Here is a 16,210-nt window from a genome sequence, read left to right as displayed (position 1 = left end):
TCTCGAGACTCGTATCAATCCCGACCGTGTCTAGTCAAACACTTCGGCAGGCCGACTAACTCCACCGGCTCGGAGTTGTCCGGCGAGTAGACGACCATCTGCCCTTTCTCCATGTAGGGCACTTTCGACTCGAGTGTGCTCGGGATGTTGACGCTCTTGATCGCGTCCTCGTCGCCCAGGTTCAGGACGACGGTGGTGTTGATCTGTTTGAAAACGGCGTCGTCGATGTCCTGGGGGTCTTGGGTGATGAGAAAGAGGCCGAGTCGTTCCTTGCGGCCCTGCTTGGCGGCTTCCGTGAACTTGGAGATGACCTTCCGGGCCTGGACGCTGTCGGCGTCGGTGAGGAAGTTGTGAGCCTCGTCCATCCCCAACACGAGCGGCGTCTCCTTGATCCGGTCGAAGAACGGATCGTTCGAGAGCTTCTCGTCGATCAGCAGCGAGGAGAGCGCGAGGACGACAGCCTCCGTCGCCCGCGTATCGTTGACGTGGTAGGTCGGGACGACCGAGAGCCCGCCGGGGCGAACGAACTGGTGGATCAGTTCGGTGATCGGCCGGGCGTCCTGGTCGAAGACGTCCTCGAAGCCGAAGACGCGCCGGCGGACGGCGTCGTAGGTGGCCTCGTGGACGCGCCCGGACTCGTCGAGTTCCTCGCGCAGCGCGGGGTCGTCGAGGAAGGATTTGAACTCCGCGTAGGTGCCGTCGTCCCCGTAATCGGTGAAGAATCGGTCGATCAGGAACGTGAGCGCGCCGTACTGGTTGTCGTTGAGCGAGCCGCCCGAGACGAGCCACGGCCGCGTTCGACACATCGTGAACGGAATCGTGAACTCGACTTGCTGTGCGCTGTGGTGGCCCGCGGCGTACGACGCGTCGCCGACCTTCGGGACGAACGCCGTCGTCTCGTCGTGGCCGCCGTAGGCGACGCCCTCGCGCTCGAGACGGCGCGCGAACTCGTCGTCTAAGTCGGGGTTGTCGTCGTGCATCTGGGCGTACTCGTCCTGCGGGTCGAACTGGACGACGGCGGGGCTGACCTCGCGGCTGTCGTCCATCGGGTACGTCCGCTCCTCGGCGAGGAACTGCCGAAGGATGTTCTTCGCGCCGTGGGTCTTCCCCGACCCCGTGCCGCCGGCGATCAGGGTGTGCCGGAAGATCAGCGGATCGCCCGCCTCGTAGTCGTCCTTGATCCGGTAGTCGATCGTCGGCGGCGACGCCGCGGTCCTGACCTTCTCGCCGCCGACCGAGAGGTGGCCCAGGAAGACCCCCTCTTCGGGCATCTTGAGCCCCGTCTTGATCTGCTCGGTGTCGTCAGCCATCGCGATCACCGTCTGGGGTTTCGGGACACGGTCGGTCATTCGTCGCTTCAGCTCTCCGTCGTCGTCGTACAGAACCGCGACCGGCTCGAGTTCGGCGACGAACTTGTAATCCGACTCGTCGACCTCCTCGGTTCGCATCGCACGCCGGGCGTGGATCTCCGTCGCGTCGTCGGCGTGGTACTGCTGGGCGTACTCGAGGCCGGTGATCCGACAGAACAGCGTCTCACCGTCGGGGTAGGGTGCGAGCAGGTAGCTGCCGATGCGGATCGACGAGCGGTTGCCGTGGGTGACGTAGGCGCGCAGCGAGGTCTCCTCTTCGTCCTCCGCGACGCGCAGCCCCTGGGAGACACAGAGCGCACCGATGCCGACATCCTCGCCGCGAGGTTCGACGCTCGTCGCTTCGAAGTCGTCGGTCGGTTCCGTGTTCGTTCCTGTCGACCCGTCGGCACTCGAGGTCGCCGACTCGGATCTGCTCGAATCGGCTTCGACGTCGTCTAACGCGGACGAATCGGCGTCAGCGTCGGCGCTGAACTCACCGAAGTCACCCAGATCGGTCATATCAACTCCATCTGCCCGGGTCCTCAAACCCGTTTCCCTCCGCCCCGGCCGTAACAGCGACCCGGTAACACGGACCTACTCGAGAGCAAGGGCCAATAAACCGGAACTACGGGTTCCCTCGCGGCGGTAATATCGGGATAATCGCTCGGCTAACGCCGAGAATGGGTGGAAAACGGGGGGATCGAAAACGCGAACCGAAACCGAGCGGAAGCAAAACAGCGGCAGGGTTCGGTACGCCGCCGCTCGACCGCGAGGGGCGGCTCCGGGGAGTGCGGTTACTGGATCGTCGACAGTTCCTGTTCGTCTCGAACGATCAGCCCGGACTCGTGGTCGAACTCGAGCACGCCGGCGTCGGCGAGCATCGGGAGATGCGAGTGGTAGAGCGAGAGAGTTGCGCGCTCCGCGTCGACGTCGGTATCGTGTGCGACGAGCTCCGATGCGAGCTGTTCGACGGAGAGCGGTCGTTTGTGGTCGGACAGGACCGAGACGATCGGCATCCGGACGGGGTGGACGATCGCGTCGAGTAGCTCCTGTCCGCGGTCGCCCTCACAGAGCGCGAGCAGTCTCGCGAGATCGGCGGGGTGGACCGGCGGATCGTCGACCAGTTCGGCCCCGGTTTCCGCGTCCCACTCGACGATGTCGTACTCGGCCAGTCGCGGGAGGTGGTTGTGAACGAGGCTGACGCGAACGTCGTGTCGCGCCTGTCCCGTCGAGACCTCGAGAGACTCGCGCTCGACGAGTTCCGTCGTGAGCTCCTCGAGAGTGAGTCGCGTCCGGTAGGTGCCGAGTACCTCGAGGAGGCGAAGGCGTCGTGGATGACGGAGAACGTCGTAACACTCCGTCGGAACGTCTGCTAACGGGTCCTGTTTGCTTCCGCCGCCGGAGGATGCTTCCGAACTCATTACTAACACCCACTGCTGCAGTGCCCATAAGCCCGCTTCCAAAACGATTTGGCTCCGGAATCTGTGATTACTCTCGTAAGACTGGGATAACTCGCCAAGAGGGGCGAAATTCCGGCGTAGCGGCAATGGTTCGGGCGTCAGAAACCGTAATATAAGATGGACAGTGGGGAGTTCCAACCGGTTTCGGTATCAAAGACACACGAACCAGTCTTGCCGTTCGCCGGGCCGCGTCGCCGGCGGTTCGAGACTGTCGACCGGTCGACCGACCGGACTCCCGTGCCACTGTCTTTTTGCAGTCACGAGACGTACTCGGGTTATGATCCTGGTACGCGGTCGTGCCGGCGGCACCGAACTGACTGGCACGCTGTACGAACGAGGTGAACGAGCGCCCTCGTTTCGCGGCGCGCCCGACGAAAACGCCGCGTACGTCTGGGTCTGTGACGAGTTTTACGAGGTCGACAGCGGCGGGTCGACGCAACTGGTCGACGGGCGCGAGGTGAACCTCGCGTTCGAGTCGCCCATGCCCCGCGGCTTCGATACTCGAGATCAGGCTCTCGAGGGGGCCAAAGAACACGTTCGAACGCAGTTCGCCCGGATCGGTATCGATCCGGTCGACGTCGAACTCGAGGTCGAGAAACGTGACGGCGACGCCACCGATGCGTAATCGTGGTTTCCCGACGCTAAGCCCCTGAAATTCAGCTTTGCGTGCGTTTTCGCCTGTACTACTGTTTCCCGACCGATCGTCCGCCGACGAACGCCAGTACCGTCCCGACGACGATCACCGCCGTTGCCGGTGCCGAGAGACCGGGGACCGCATCGCCATCGTCAGTTTCGTCCCCGTCGCCTGTCGTCGTCGAGTTCGTTCCGGGTGCATCGTCGCTCTCTCCGTCGTCGACGACTGCGTCCGTCTCGAGGTCGTGCGGGTTCGGGTGGTCGAACGCCGGTGCCGCGTCCTCTCCGCCGTCGATGGTGACGGTGGCGTCCTGATCGAAGATCGGTAACGGCATCTGCCGCGGGAGTTCGACGCGGCTCTCGCCGAAGTCGATCGTCGTCTCCGACGGCGGCGCGTCGTCGGCCACTTCGACGGTGATCGTCGCGAGTTTGGCGTTGCCCGTCGCGCCGTCTTCGACGGGATCTCGCCACTGTTCGAGGACGGCGGTGCCGTCATCGTGAGCGAGCACTCCTTCGGCCTCGACGTCGGTCTCCGGCCCCTGCTCGAGCCACGGTCCTCGCTCGATATCGGTGATCTCGAGGTAGTCGGGGTGGTACTGCGCGGCGAGCGCGACCGATTCGACGCCTTCGCCGCCGTGACCGCCCTGGCTCTGCATGGTGATCTCGACGGTGAACTCCTCGCCGGGATCCGCGTCGATCGCGTACGGCGACGGGCGGAGCACCGCCGACTGATCGCCGGCGACGGCCGTCCCGGCGGCGAGCCCCAGCGTCGCGACGACGAGGAACGCGAGCGCCGTCGCGACGAGTACGGTGCCGGCACCGACGGCGATCGATCGGCGAGTGGGACTCGAGATCATCTCGTAGCGTTCGGGCTCATGAGCGTTCGATTAACTGTCGTCGCCGTCGGACGGTCGGTCGGCGTTCGCCGTCCGTTCGCCGTCGTTGTCGTCGCTCGAGCGAGTTCGCGCGTAGAGGTACGCGCCGGCACCCCCGCCGGCGACCGCGCCGAGCGGTCCGAAGCCGGGCATGCCGTCGCCGTCGTCGGAGTCGTCATCGTCGGCGTGGTTGTCGGGATCGCCGTCGACGCCCGAATCGTCGTCGCTCGGGTCCTCGACGGCCGCGGCGTCGACGTCTGCGCGCAGTTTGAAGTGGTCGTAGCCGTCGGACGTCGGCACGTCGAACTCGTAGGGCCAGTGGTCTTGATCCGGTTCGTACTCCCCGAACAGTCGAAGTTCGGGGTCGTCAATGTCCTCGATGAGCGCGAGCAGGTCCTCCGCGTCGAACGCGACTGCGACGCTGTCGCCGTCGACGGTCGCCGACTCGGCCTCGAGGTCGTCGCCGGTGCGGACCACCGCGCGGAACGAGTCGGGCTGGATCTCCGACGCGCCGTCGGGCACGTCGATAGTGAGGGTGCGTTCGTCGCCGTCGCCGGCCACCGTCGCCTCGTCGACCGTCTCGTCGACGCGGAGGATCCGGTTCTCGCGCTCGGGCGCGATGGTGTCCACGTCCTCGAGGTACTCGAGGAGCAGCGGCCCCTGGAACTGGCCGGACGCGAGGATCCGCTCGGCCTCGGAGAGGGTGGGTGAGTTTTCGATCGAGTAGTCGTTGTGCGCGAAGTAGTACGTCTCGTCCTCGTCGACGGGTTCGCCGCCGATGAAGACGTTGTCGACCCAGAGATCGTCCTCGTGGCCTTTCCACTCGTAGGAGACGCCCGAGACCTGAATCGCCGGCTGTGCGCCGAAGGCGTCGTCCGGGTGGGCGCGCAGCTCTTCTTCGAGGTAGTCGACGACGTCCTCGCCGGTCACCTCGAGCACCTCGATCTCGTTCGGGAAGGGCAGAATGTCCATGATGGCCATGCCCGTGATCTCGCCCGGTCCATGCGTCGAGTCGCCGCGAATGCCGCCGCCGTTCTGTGCGGCGATATCGACCTCGATATCGGCCGTGTCGCCGACGGTGCGCATCACGTCGGTCATGAAGTTCCCCCAGTTGGTCTCGACGGCGTAGTTGTCGAACGTGGCGTTCAGTTCGACCTCGCTCTCGACCACCGGCTGGCCGAGTTCGTCCTCGAGTTCGCCGGTCCACTCGTCGGTCAGGTCGGCGAGATACTCGTCCTCCTCGATTTCGTCAGTGTAGCGGACGGTGATCTCGTCGTACTCCTCGGCCGCCGGCGAGGGGTCCCACTCGGGGAGCAGCAGGTCGGTCCGCTGCCAGTCGGCGAGGTCGCCGTTCGCGTCGAGCGTGATCGAGCCGACGTGGTCGAACTCGTCGCCGAACTCGCTGATGATCGTCCCGTCGACGACCTCCGGTTCGTCGAAGACGACGCCGGAGTGTGAGCCAACGATCGCGTCGAGCCCCTCGACCTCCTCGGCGAGCGTGTAGTGGACGCCCGTCGAGACGTGGGAAGCGCAGACGACGACGTCCGCACCCTCGTCCCGAAGCGCGTCGACCGCCTCCTGGGAGCCCTCGACGTAGCCGAGCACCTCCCACTCCTCGGGATAGTCGGTCAGCGAGTGAAAGCCCTCGGAGACGAGACCGAAGACGCCGACGGTCAGGTCCCCCTGCTCGAACGTCCGCCAGCGTTCCGTCCCCGGGACCGGCGCGCCCTCGTCGTCGAGCAGGTTCGCGACGACCCAGGGGAACTCGCTCTCCTCGAATCGAGCAGTCGCGACGTCGGCACCGAAGTCGTACTCGTGGTTGCCGGCGCCGACGACGTCGATATCCATGTAGTTCAGCGCCTCGATCATGTGCTCGCCCTCGAACTCGAGTCCGAGCACCGAGGGCGCGATTTCGTCGCCGTTCCCGACGAACATCGACTGCTCCGCTTCGTCGAGTGCCTCTTGGACGACCGTATAGTATCGCGCGATATTCAGATCCGACTCCTGGGCGTCTTCAAATCGTCCGTGGAAGTGGGTGTCGTGGACGAGCGTCACCGTCTCGTCGGCTGATTGCGCCGCCACGCTCGCCGTGGTCGGCAGGAGCGCCGCGGCCGACACGCCGGCGGTCGTCCCGAGAAATCGGCGTCGACTCGAGTCGACGGCGGATTCGTCTTCGTGACTCTCGACCTCGCCAGATGTTCGTGTCATGGTGACACTCATCGATAGCAGCCACTAATAGATTTACATCCGACAACCTCTGTGGATACTTTTTACACATCCAATGTTGAATGGACGACGTAGTCACACGTACCGGACTAGTACTCCTCGTCCCACCGGTGATCGTCGTAGGTCCGTGCCTGAGACGTGTCGAACTGCGCCTCGAGCGTCTCGCGCAGCGACCGTTTCTCCGAGCGGCTGATCCGGGCGAGTTCGTCGGCCTTCTGGACGATCGTCGGCGGCCCGTGGGCGACCGCGACGTTCTGTAACAGTTGGATCGTCAACCGTTCGCGCAGTTCGGGATCCCGCGTGAACGCGTAGGGGGCCTCGATCCGGTAGACGAGGTCGTCGCGGGGGTCGTAGACGATAAAGAATGTCACCTCGTAGGTCTCGTGTGGCAGTTCGCGCTCGACCCCGAGCGCGTCGCCGTCGACCGAGAGCGGCCGGTCGACACCGCCACGCGACCGGAACCAGTTGGTGTAGGTCAGCGCCGACGTGTCTCGGTCCCAGCGCTCGCCCTCGACGTCGTCGACGTACTCTCCGCGCTCGAGAAGTCGGGTGAACAGCGCCGAATCGTCGTTCCATGGGGCGCTGATGTCGACATCCCGACGGGACTTCAGCGTCCGCGTGATGACCCGCGTCGCCGGGTTCTTGACGAATCCCACGAGGGGTACCTCCCGCTCGACGAAGCGTTCGACCAGCCGCACGTAGTTTTCGAGCACCGTCGTGGGTCGCGGATCCTCGAGCAGGAAGTCCGCGAGGTCGGGGTGCTGGTCGGCCCAGCGGAGCAGCCCGCGCGGGTAGAGGGGGCCGTCGAGCACGAGCAGGTCTTCGACGTCTTCGGCGTGGTCGCAGGCGTGTTTGCTCTCGGCGAGGTAGAGCGCGAGCGCGTGAACGACGCCCTCGGCGAATCGCGGAAGCGGCGGGATCTTCACGGCGCGACTCCGGCTGTAGCCCTCGTCGAATTTTCCCCAGTTTTCGTCGACGGTCATCGTCTCGTCGTTCGAGTGGACCGTCATCACGGTGGTCCGCGAGCGGTGGAGGTCGAGGTCGCTCGGCGTCGCGCTCATCGCCGCCTGCGCGATGTCGATGACCAGGCCGTTCTTGAACGTCGTCGGGTTGATCGTTCCGGCGTCGAGGCCGTGTTCGGTCGGAAACGGCCGGTCGTGGAGGGCGACATCCTCGCAGTCGACGTACCGCCGGCGCTGCTCGCCGACCGGGTCGACGACGGTCCGTCCGTCGTCGAGGAGCGGATCCAGAAACTCCGCCCAGACCGTCTCGGCGAACGCGCGACGGTCGCGCTCGTCGGCGCCGTGATCGATCCGCCTCGCGAGTCGCGCGATGCCGTCGTAGTGGACCGGATCGAGCGTCATATTCTGTCGCGCACAGTCCACCCGCAAAAAGTCAGCGGTCGGGGGTGGCTCGAGCCGCGCTCATCGTTAACTCGAGGACGTGTAAATTACCATCAGAAAAATTATATGTACTGGCGATGTGATGCCGTTTATCCCGATGTCCAAGCGAGGAAGGCAGACGGTCGAAACTGACGGACGGCCGATCAATTGGCGGCAAAAGGGCGGCGGCGTCACGCTCTACGACGAAACTAACCCCGACGCCTGGGTCCACATGACGTTCGAAGCCGGCGTCCGGCCCGAACACCGGCTCTTCATGATCTGTGACGACTGTGGGGCCGTCTTCGCCCAGCGGACCGCGCCGGGCCACAGCACGATCTGTGGCGACTGCGGTGCGACGTTCGAACACTGATCGTCCGGCGTGATTTTCGCGACCGCGTCTCGAGTTGGAGCGATTGTCTTCTTCCCGTGGTGATAGTCACCGTCGGGGTGAAGACTACTTTATAGCTGGTTGACGTTCACTCGAGCGAGACGAACGGAGCGGTCTCCGGTACCTTTGAATCAGTGATCAGCTATGTGCGCTCAGACCGACGTTGGCAAGACCGATTCGGACCGTGACGCGGCGACGATCAGACTAGACGAACTCACGAAACACTACGGTGAGGTCACCGCCAACGATGCGGTCAGTTTCGACGTCCACGCCGGCGAGATATTCGGTTACCTCGGTCCGAACGGCGCGGGGAAGACGACGACCATTCGGCTATTGCTCGGACTCATCAACCCGACCTCCGGTACTGCAAACGTACTCGGTGCCGACATCCGCGACCGACGGGCGCTCACCGAAGTGAAAGCCGACATCGGCTATCTACCGGATTCCCTCGGATTCGAGGAGCGACTAACCGGGCAGCAAGTACTCGACTACTTCGCCCGAATGCGTGGCGACGAACGGCGAGCGGAACTACTGGAGTTGTTTCATCCGCCGCTCGAGAAGCCGGTCGAGACGTACTCACACGGGAACAAGCGAATGCTCGGCATCGTCCAGGCGTTCATGCACGATCCGACGCTCGCGATCCTAGACGAGCCAACATCCGGTCTGGACCCGCTCAAACAGGACCGACTGCACGCCTTCCTCGAGAACGAACGCGACGCCGGGAAGACGATCTTTTTTTCCTCGCACGTCCTCAGCGAGGTCCAGCGCGTCTGCGACCGAGTGGGGATCATCCGCGACGGCGAACTGGCCGCCCTCGAGGACATCGATGACTTGCTCAAACGGGGCGGAAAACAGGTCCGGGTACACCTGACGAAACCGGTCGACGAGGAGCAGTTCACCACGGACGAGATGATCGACGTCGAGGCCGTCGATCGGACGGTTCGGTTCACCTACACCGGCGAGGCCAACGCGCTGTTGGGTCACCTCGCTCGGTTCGACGTCGAGGATGTCGAGATCGGGGATCCACAGCTCGACGACATTTTCAAACACTATTACGGGGACAGTCCCCTCGGAGAGACAGGATGACGGCCATCCTGCGCGTCGAGTCGCGGAAGCTGGTCCGGGGAACGGTGATCCTGACCGGGCTCCTCGTCGTACTCTCTGCGTTTTTCTTCGTCGTCTTCCCGAGTATCCAGGAGGAGGCGGAGCTGTTCGAGGCGGTGTATCCGGACTACTTGCTCGCCCTTCTGGGGATCGAAGAACTCCACACGATCGAGGGGTTCATCGGCGGCTACATCTTCCCGTTCGTCTGGATCCTGCTGGCTGGGATCTACTTCGCATATGTCAGCGCGGGCATGATCTCGCGAGATATCCGCACGCGACGGATGGATCTCACGCTCTCCAATCCGGTCTCGCGCGAGTCGGTCGTCCTCCAGAAAGTCGCCGCCCTGTGGGTCCCCGTGGTGGCGTTGAACGTCGGGATGATGGCCGTCTTATTCGCCGGCGCGACCGCCCTCGGTGAGCCGATCGATCCCGTCTCTCTCGGGATGGTCCACCTGCTTGGAGTTCCCTACCTGCTGGTCTGTGCTGGGATCGGTATCCTCCTGTCGGTCGTCGTCGATCGCGTCGAAACCGCCCAGACCACGGCGCTGGTCCTGGTGTTCGCGCTTTGGCTGGTCGACGGCCTCTCTCAAATGAACGCTGACTTCGAGTGGGTCGGTGAGATCACTCCAAGTCGATACTACGATCCGTCGGCGATCCTCGTCCACGAGGAGTACGCCCTGACAGACGCGACGATCCTCCTCGTGACGTTTCTCCTTCTGGTCGGCGTTGCCGTCCTCGTCTTCGTCCGGAGGGATATCTAGCATGACGGCTATCCTCCGACTCGAGTCCAGAAAACGCGTCCGCGGGTCGGTCGTCCTGATCGCCGTCTTCGCCGTACTGTCGGCGCTTTACTTCTCGATGTTTCCCGGGATACAGGAGGAGATGGATGTCTTCGAGGCCGCGTTCCCGGAGTACATGTTCGACATGTTTGGAATCGAGGAACTCCACACGATCGAGGGCTTCATCGCTGCCGAACTGTACTCGTTCTTCTGGAGCCTCCTTCTCGCCATCTACTTTGCGTACGTCGGGGCCGGGCTGATCGCAAGTGATGTTCAGGAACGAAGGATGGACCTCACGCTTTCGAACCCGGTTTCTCGCGAATCGGTCGTGCTCCAGAAAGTCGCCGCTCTGTGGGTTCCCCTGGTCGCGTTGAACGTCGGGGTCCCGATTATCGTCTACGTCGGCGCACTCGTCATCGGCGAATCGTTCAACCCCGTCGCGCTCGCGATGGTTCACCTGCTCTCGATTCCCTACCTGCTGGTCTGTGCCGGGATCGGAGTCGTGTTGTCCGTCGTCGTCGACCGCGTGAGACGCGCCAGATCGACGGCCTTGACCCTTGTATTCGCCCTCTGGCTGGTCGATAGCGTCTCCCGTATAGACCCGGACTATGAGTGGATCGGTACGTTCACCCCGAGCCGATACTACGAAGAGACGAACATTCTTGTCCACGAAGAGTATGCGTTCCTCGACGCCGGGCTCCTCCTGGCGGTCTTTCTCGTTTTGATCGTCGTCGCCACTGTTGTCTTTACGCGCCGAGACATCTGAGGCCGCACCCCCTTCTCCTGTCTACGTGCTGTGGCCCCTGACACTCACGCGTCGACACTCTTCGCGCGATGAACGAGGGGACGGGCTATATTGGGACCGGCGGTGTGGAACCGTTTCATGATGCTGTGTCGAAGAGACGTGCTGAAACTCGCAGGGGCCACTACAGCAGTGACTGTTACCGGACCCGCGGTTGTCGCCCAGGAAGACCCCAACGACGACCTTCCGGCGTACGGCCAGTGGCTCACGCTCGAGGACGGCGCACTCGAGTTCGCGTACCTCGACTGGGGGACTCTCGGCGAGGTCATTCAGACTGATCTCGAGGAGGCGGATCCCGCTGAGGAGGTTCCGGCGGAGTACGAGACAGACCCGATGATCGGGCCCGTTTCGGAAGGAGCGCTCTCGACGTACCTGTTCGTCGGGCTTTCGCTCGGCCAGTTCCGACTCGGCCGACTCCTCGAGGAGACCGCGTTCGAGTCGACCGTGGAGGGGCTGTTACAGACGCCCGCCGCGTTCGTCGTTACTGGCGACCTGATACCGGAAGAGATCGACGAGCAACTCACTGCTGAGCCTGAAGCGGAGTTCATCAGACAGTTCGAGTCGACCGATGAAATCGCAGGCGCGGACGTCTTCACTCCAGTCGACGGGACCGATGACGCGGCCATTGCCGTCGACGACGATTCACTCGTGGTTGCCACCGCAGCGGAACTCGGCAGTGAGACCGAGCCGACGACGGCGCTCGAGACGACCGTCGGTGCCGCGGCGGGCGACGTCGAACGGGCGACAGAGGAGTCCGAGACGTTCGAGTGGCTCCTCGAGAGCGCCGGGGGCGGCGATGTCGCCGTCGGCCAGTACGGCGATCCGTCCGACCCCGAGTTCGCGTTCGACGGACTCGAGGACGCCGAGGGGGTCGTCTCGTCGCTCACCGCCGCGGACGCGGAGACGGCTACCGGCGAGTTCGCGGCGCTCGTCGACGATCCGGACGAGGCGACGCTCGAGGAACTCATCGGCACCTCTGCTGACGAGCGCTCGCTCGATGTCGACGGTGACCGCGTGACGGCCACGGGCACCTGGCGTGAGGATATCACCGTGACTACGGGGTCGAGATAGACGGAGTGACGGCCGACTCTCGCCGGCAGCTTACTCGAGAAACCGTTCCTGGACGTTCCCCGTCGGCATCATACACTGCTCTTTTTGGCCGAAGATTCGGTAGCGATGTTCGGCGACGAGGTCGTACGCCCAGTCGCGCAGTCGCCGCGGGAGGTATCGGGTGGGGCCGAGCAAGCGGTAGATTCCGCCCAGTCGCCGGGCGATGCGGATCACCGCGGCGGATTTTACGTAGGCGTCGTCGCCCTCGATCAGGACGACGGAGTCGAGGTCGTGGCCCTCGAGTCCGTGATCGGCGAGCAACTGCTGTCCGACGTCGGACTGCAGGGACGCGAAGTGGAACTGACCCTCCGTATCTCGAGGAACGATGAACTGCACGAAGCCGTGACAGAGGTTGCAGACGCCGTCGAAGAGCACGATCGGGGCATCGTCTGGCACGTCGGAGGACATTAGTTACCTCGAGTTGGGCCGTCCGATAGTTCAGCGTTCCGATCGGGCGAGAACGACGCTCGCGACCAGCCACGTCGTACTGCGAATCCTCGCTCGACCCGCTTGCGAGTGGGACGCTACAAAGACTACTCGCGCTCACTGATCCGAACGAGCGCCAGTATCGACGCGCGGGCGGCGAAGAAAAAGCGGTTGACCAGCGATGACGCCGTCAGTATCCCTCGAGTTCCAGAACGTAGAACCCGGTGGTGGCGTCGGCGGCGTAAACGCGCCCGCTGTCTCCCGCGAGCTGGCTTTCCGCGCCCCACGTGAACGGAACGTTGTCCAGCAGGTCGGACCGCACTGGATCTTCTCGACGAACTTCACCGACCCCTTCGGTCGGCATGTACTGATCGATACGTCGGGGGTCTGCGGGATCCGAAACGTCGAACGTCTGGACGCCAGCCTTGTAGTCGCCGCTGAAGACGACGTCCTCCTGGTCGCCGACACCCCAGTCGGAGAAGTGGCCCGTCCACCAGAAGCCCTGGCGTCCGGTCGGCTGGTTGGCGTGCTGGGGGAACTGGAACGAAGACCGGAGTTCGGTCTCGCCGGTGTCGAGATCGAACTCGACAATGTGTTTGTAGCCCGGTTCGCCGCCGCCTACCTCTTCCCCGATCAGAACGATGTCTTTCGAGGGATGCGGAACCGTGTGGTGGCACGCCCGAAGCGGTACGTCAGCGTCATCCTGTCGCTCCCGGTAGTCGAACGATCCGACCACGTCGGGGTCCCCGGGGTCGGTCATGTCGAGGATCCACAGCCCCGCGCCCCAGTGGGCGAGAAACGCGTAGTCACCGCGAACGTGTGCGGCGTGAACGGTGTGATCGCCGACTTGGAAGTCCGACACCTCCTCTGGCGCTGTGGGATCGCTGATGTCGAAGACAACGAACCCGCGCCCGTGGCCGCATGTGATGAGGTAATCATCGCCGAAAGCCTGGACGTTGTGGGTACCGCTGGTTGCGCCGTCGACGGTGTAGTTGCCGAGGAGTTCGGGATCCTCCTTATTGCTCGCGTCGACGATGGCCCAGCCCGCACCTTCGCCGTCTTCGTCGACCGATCCTTCGTTGGCGGTGAACACGTACGGCTCCGAGGGATGAATGTCCGAGTTTCGGATGTCGCCGCCTGCACCGGTCTCAACAACCCCAGTCATCTCCGGATCGGTCGGATCCGAAATATCCACGATCCGTACTTCGGGGTCGACCGAGACGAACGACCCCACCGCCGCGAGGTCGAGATCCTCGTTTACCGCGGCGTGGGTATTCGCACCGTCGCGCGGACCGAGTGTGGTATGCCCGACGAGCTCGAGCCGCGGGTTGCTGTTGGTATTGTTCGGCGACGCTCCTGTGGATCCGGCTGCGACGACGCTCGCGCCAAGCGCCGCTGCACCTGTGGTTCGAAGGAATTGTCGTCGACCTGTTCCACCTTCCTTCCCGTTTCGTCCTGATGACATTGCAAACGGACCCACATTCGATCAAATCTTTAGTATTTGTTGACTGGAAATAGAAGTGTGACAATAATTAATTATTACTGAATCGTTCTGACATTATTCGCGAACAGGATTAGCGAACGCCCACACTCCAGCGTGTCCTTGGACGAACCCCCTGCCGACAAGGAAAGTAAGGCGATATTGAATGAGTTGCTTCGCGTTCTGAATGAACATTCGTCTATCCTAACATACCAATATGAACACCTCTAGAGGGTTGAAATTGCTACTCGAGGCGTCCTCATAGCGGACGACGAGTACCGCGGGGGAACGGCCCGTCGACGACAACGCATTACGCGTCCTCGAGCGAGTGACCGCGATTTCAGCGGGCTTCGGTCACCATTGCCCGTACCTGCTCGACTCGAGTGTCGACCGACGGCTGATCGATGCCGATTCCGGGGGCGGCCGACGACTTCGCACCCCGGTCCAGCTCGTCGGCGACGGAGCCGTCACCCGACAACGACAGCTAATTACGGAGCGCAGGTGACCCCTCGCACATGGACGCAGCGCTGATCATCCTCGACGGCTGGGGACTCGGCGATGGGACGAGCAGGGACGCGGTCGAAGCGGCCGCAACACCGAATTTTGACCGACTCGCGGAGACAGGTGCCTACGGCTCGCTCGAGGTCGCGGGCCGACGGGTCGGGCTCCCCGACGGCCAGATGGGAAACAGCGAGGTCGGCCACCTGAACATCGGGGCCGGACGGGTCGTCCACCAGGAGTACACGCGGATCTCGGACTCGATTGCCGACGGCTCCTTCCGGGAGAACGACGCGATCAACGCGGCCTTCGACCATGCCCGCGAAAATGGCGGTCGAGTCCACTTCCTCGGTCTCGTCAGCGACGGCGGGGTTCACGCCGATCAAGAACATCTCCACGCGCTGATCGAACTGGCGGCTGACCGCGACGTCGAGGCCGTCACTCACGCCTTCACCGACGGGCGAGACACGTCGCCCACGGGTGGGCGGGAGTATCTCGCCACGCTCGAGAATGTCGTCGACGAACACGGCACAGGCGACGTGGCGACGGTCTCGGGCCGGTACTACGCGATGGATCGCGACCAGAACTGGGGCCGGACGAAGCGCGCCTACGACGCCATCGTCGAGCGCGAGGGTGATTGGACCGCCGAGTCGGCCGTCGCGGCCGTCGAGGCGTCCTACAACCGGGACGTGATGGACGAGTTCGTCGAGCCGACCACGATAACCGGCCAGCCGGCGCTCGAGGATGGCGACTCGGTCGTCTGGTTCAACTTCAGATCCGACCGCGCTCGCCAACTCACGCGGATGCTCGCAGACATTCGTCCCGAGGACTGGGCCGGCGAGTTCGAGACCGACCCTCCGGAGACGGAGGTGGTAATGCTGACTCAGTACGACAAGACGTTCGACCTCCCGATCGCCTACCCGCCGAACCAGCCTGAACAGGTCCTCGGCGAGGTGCTCGCCGACGCAGGCAAGACCCAACTTCGGATCGCCGAATCCGAGAAGTACGCCCACGTCACCTACTTCTTGAACGGTGGCCGCGAGGTCGAGTTCGACGGCGAGATCCGGAAGATCGTCGAGAGTCCGGACGTGCCGACCTACGATCTCCAGCCCGAGATGAGCGCGCCCGAGGTGACCGACACCGCGATTTCCGCCATCGAATCCGACGATCCGGATGTGCTCGTGCTCAACTACGCCAATCCCGACATGGTCGGCCACACCGGCGACTACGAGGCCGCTATCGAGGCCGTCGAGGCCGTGGATACGGAACTCGGTCGGCTGACGGACGCGCTTCAGACTGCCGGCTCGAACGTCCTCATTACCGCAGATCACGGCAACGCCGACGATATGGGTACGGAGGAGGATCCACACACGGCACACACGTACAATCTCGTTCCGTTCGTCTACGCGGATGCTAACGGCTCCGACGGTGGTGAGCGAACCGATGACAGTTCGGGATCCTTGTCGGAGTCTGGCTCCGACGGTGGTCGAACGGTCCGTGGGGGCGGCACGCTCGCCGACATCGCGCCGACGATGCTCGAGTTGATCGGCCTCGATCAGCCGCCGGAGATGACTGGCGAGTCGTTGCTCGAGTAACAGTTCGAGACTCCTCGTTCGCTCACTCACCGATCGGAATCGGGCAACCCGGCTCTCCTCCTCCCTCGTAGCGATTTTCGCCAAGGCTTTTGCTACTCGCTGT

14 protein-coding genes are annotated in these 16,210 nt (G+C 63.7%); 7 read left to right on the top strand and 7 right to left on the bottom strand.

Features of this window, described 5'->3' with window-relative positions; genetic code table 11:
* Nucleotides 1-14: 14 nt before the first annotated feature.
* Together NATTI_RS0106175 and NATTI_RS0106170 are read right to left on the bottom strand one after the other, a co-directional pair.
* Nucleotides 15-1,868: an ATP-binding protein gene (locus NATTI_RS0106175; RefSeq protein WP_006088905.1), complete on the bottom strand. Its 1,854-nt coding sequence runs from the start codon at nucleotides 1,866-1,868 to the stop codon at nucleotides 15-17.
* A 275-nt stretch (nucleotides 1,869-2,143) separates the two neighbouring features.
* Nucleotides 2,144-2,770 (bottom strand): DUF7344 domain-containing protein, encoded by a 627-nt coding sequence (locus tag NATTI_RS0106170; RefSeq protein WP_006088907.1) that lies wholly within the window; start codon nucleotides 2,768-2,770, stop codon nucleotides 2,144-2,146.
* Nucleotides 2,771-3,086: 316 nt separating this feature from the next.
* Here NATTI_RS0106170 and NATTI_RS0106165 point away from each other — a divergent pair, with 316 nt between their 5' ends.
* The gene (locus NATTI_RS0106165; RefSeq protein ID WP_006088908.1) at nucleotides 3,087-3,434 is read left to right on the top strand and encodes a DUF7113 family protein; all 348 of its coding nucleotides are present in this window, start codon (nucleotides 3,087-3,089) and stop codon (nucleotides 3,432-3,434) included.
* A 58-nt stretch (nucleotides 3,435-3,492) separates the two neighbouring features.
* On the opposite strand, the gene NATTI_RS0106160 is transcribed toward NATTI_RS0106165, so the two are convergent.
* From NATTI_RS0106160 to NATTI_RS0106150, 3 genes are all read right to left on the bottom strand, one after another.
* Entirely contained in the window at nucleotides 3,493-4,299 is an 807-nt protein-coding gene (locus NATTI_RS0106160) for a hypothetical protein (protein ID WP_006088910.1), read from the bottom strand.
* Nucleotides 4,300-4,329: 30 nt separating this feature from the next.
* Complete coding sequence (locus tag NATTI_RS0106155; protein ID WP_006088912.1) at nucleotides 4,330-6,525, bottom strand: bifunctional metallophosphatase/5'-nucleotidase; 2,196 nt, start codon at nucleotides 6,523-6,525, stop codon at nucleotides 4,330-4,332.
* A gap of 107 nt (nucleotides 6,526-6,632) precedes the next feature.
* Nucleotides 6,633-7,907: a DNA double-strand break repair nuclease NurA gene (locus tag NATTI_RS0106150; RefSeq protein WP_027119079.1), complete on the bottom strand. Its 1,275-nt coding sequence runs from the start codon at nucleotides 7,905-7,907 to the stop codon at nucleotides 6,633-6,635.
* Between the two features lie 136 nt (nucleotides 7,908-8,043).
* Between NATTI_RS0106150 and NATTI_RS0106145 the strand changes: the two genes are divergently transcribed.
* From NATTI_RS0106145 to NATTI_RS0106125, 5 genes are all read left to right on the top strand, one after another.
* Nucleotides 8,044-8,295, top strand: a complete 252-nt coding sequence (locus tag NATTI_RS0106145; protein WP_027119078.1) for a hypothetical protein — start codon at nucleotides 8,044-8,046, stop codon at nucleotides 8,293-8,295.
* A gap of 162 nt (nucleotides 8,296-8,457) precedes the next feature.
* A complete protein-coding gene (locus tag NATTI_RS0106140) occupies nucleotides 8,458-9,399 on the top strand; it encodes an ABC transporter ATP-binding protein (protein WP_006088917.1) in 942 nt (313 codons plus the stop codon).
* Nucleotides 9,396-10,178 (top strand): ABC transporter permease, encoded by a 783-nt coding sequence (locus NATTI_RS0106135; protein WP_006088918.1) that lies wholly within the window; start codon nucleotides 9,396-9,398, stop codon nucleotides 10,176-10,178. Before NATTI_RS0106140 ends, NATTI_RS0106135 begins: the two co-directional genes overlap by 4 nt.
* A 1-nt stretch (nucleotide 10,179) precedes the next feature.
* Nucleotides 10,180-10,962 (top strand): ABC transporter permease subunit, encoded by a 783-nt coding sequence (locus tag NATTI_RS0106130; protein ID WP_006088919.1) that lies wholly within the window; start codon nucleotides 10,180-10,182, stop codon nucleotides 10,960-10,962.
* Nucleotides 10,963-11,079: 117 nt separating this feature from the next.
* The gene (locus NATTI_RS0106125) at nucleotides 11,080-12,069 is read left to right on the top strand and encodes a hypothetical protein (protein ID WP_019991679.1); all 990 of its coding nucleotides are present in this window, start codon (nucleotides 11,080-11,082) and stop codon (nucleotides 12,067-12,069) included.
* A 30-nt stretch (nucleotides 12,070-12,099) separates the two neighbouring features.
* Here the strand turns inward: NATTI_RS0106125 and NATTI_RS0106120 are convergent, their stop codons facing one another.
* Together NATTI_RS0106120 and NATTI_RS0106115 are read right to left on the bottom strand one after the other, a co-directional pair.
* Complete coding sequence (locus NATTI_RS0106120) at nucleotides 12,100-12,516, bottom strand: thiol-disulfide oxidoreductase DCC family protein (RefSeq protein WP_006088923.1); 417 nt, start codon at nucleotides 12,514-12,516, stop codon at nucleotides 12,100-12,102.
* 208 nt (nucleotides 12,517-12,724) lie between these two features.
* Nucleotides 12,725-13,999, bottom strand: a complete 1,275-nt coding sequence (locus NATTI_RS0106115) for an LVIVD repeat-containing protein (RefSeq protein WP_006088925.1) — start codon at nucleotides 13,997-13,999, stop codon at nucleotides 12,725-12,727.
* A 530-nt stretch (nucleotides 14,000-14,529) separates the two neighbouring features.
* Between NATTI_RS0106115 and gpmI the strand changes: the two genes are divergently transcribed.
* The gene (gene gpmI / locus NATTI_RS0106105) at nucleotides 14,530-16,107 is read left to right on the top strand and encodes a 2,3-bisphosphoglycerate-independent phosphoglycerate mutase (protein WP_006088927.1); all 1,578 of its coding nucleotides are present in this window, start codon (nucleotides 14,530-14,532) and stop codon (nucleotides 16,105-16,107) included.
* Nucleotides 16,108-16,210 lie beyond the last annotated feature (103 nt).

This window comes from Natronorubrum tibetense GA33, from assembly GCF_000383975.1.
In the GTDB taxonomy this organism is placed as follows: domain Archaea; phylum Halobacteriota; class Halobacteria; order Halobacteriales; family Natrialbaceae; genus Natronorubrum; species Natronorubrum tibetense.
The sequence above is the reverse complement of the archived record's forward strand: the minus strand, read 5'-3'. Positions and strand labels throughout refer to the sequence as shown.

Excerpts from the sequence above, each read along its gene's own strand:
- gpmI (WP_006088927.1), top strand. The coding sequence starts at position 14,530 with ATGGACGCAGCGCTGATCATCCTCGACGGCTGGGGACTCGGCGATGGG.
- NATTI_RS0106155 (WP_006088912.1), bottom strand. The coding sequence starts at position 6,525 with ATGACACGAACATCTGGCGAGGTCGAGAGTCACGAAGACGAATCCGCC.
- NATTI_RS0106135 (WP_006088918.1), top strand. The coding sequence starts at position 9,396 with ATGACGGCCATCCTGCGCGTCGAGTCGCGGAAGCTGGTCCGGGGAACG.
- NATTI_RS0106160 (WP_006088910.1), bottom strand. The coding sequence starts at position 4,299 with ATGATCTCGAGTCCCACTCGCCGATCGATCGCCGTCGGTGCCGGCACC.
- NATTI_RS0106140 (WP_006088917.1), top strand. The coding sequence starts at position 8,458 with ATGTGCGCTCAGACCGACGTTGGCAAGACCGATTCGGACCGTGACGCG.
- NATTI_RS0106175 (WP_006088905.1), bottom strand. The coding sequence starts at position 1,868 with ATGACCGATCTGGGTGACTTCGGTGAGTTCAGCGCCGACGCTGACGCC.
- NATTI_RS0106150 (WP_027119079.1), bottom strand. The coding sequence starts at position 7,907 with ATGACGCTCGATCCGGTCCACTACGACGGCATCGCGCGACTCGCGAGG.
- NATTI_RS0106120 (WP_006088923.1), bottom strand. The coding sequence starts at position 12,516 with ATGTCCTCCGACGTGCCAGACGATGCCCCGATCGTGCTCTTCGACGGC.
- NATTI_RS0106170 (WP_006088907.1), bottom strand. The coding sequence starts at position 2,770 with ATGAGTTCGGAAGCATCCTCCGGCGGCGGAAGCAAACAGGACCCGTTA.
- NATTI_RS0106125 (WP_019991679.1), top strand. The coding sequence starts at position 11,080 with ATGATGCTGTGTCGAAGAGACGTGCTGAAACTCGCAGGGGCCACTACA.
- NATTI_RS0106145 (WP_027119078.1), top strand. The coding sequence starts at position 8,044 with ATGTCCAAGCGAGGAAGGCAGACGGTCGAAACTGACGGACGGCCGATC.
- NATTI_RS0106115 (WP_006088925.1), bottom strand. The coding sequence starts at position 13,999 with ATGTCATCAGGACGAAACGGGAAGGAAGGTGGAACAGGTCGACGACAA.
- NATTI_RS0106165 (WP_006088908.1), top strand. The coding sequence starts at position 3,087 with ATGATCCTGGTACGCGGTCGTGCCGGCGGCACCGAACTGACTGGCACG.
- NATTI_RS0106130 (WP_006088919.1), top strand. The coding sequence starts at position 10,180 with ATGACGGCTATCCTCCGACTCGAGTCCAGAAAACGCGTCCGCGGGTCG.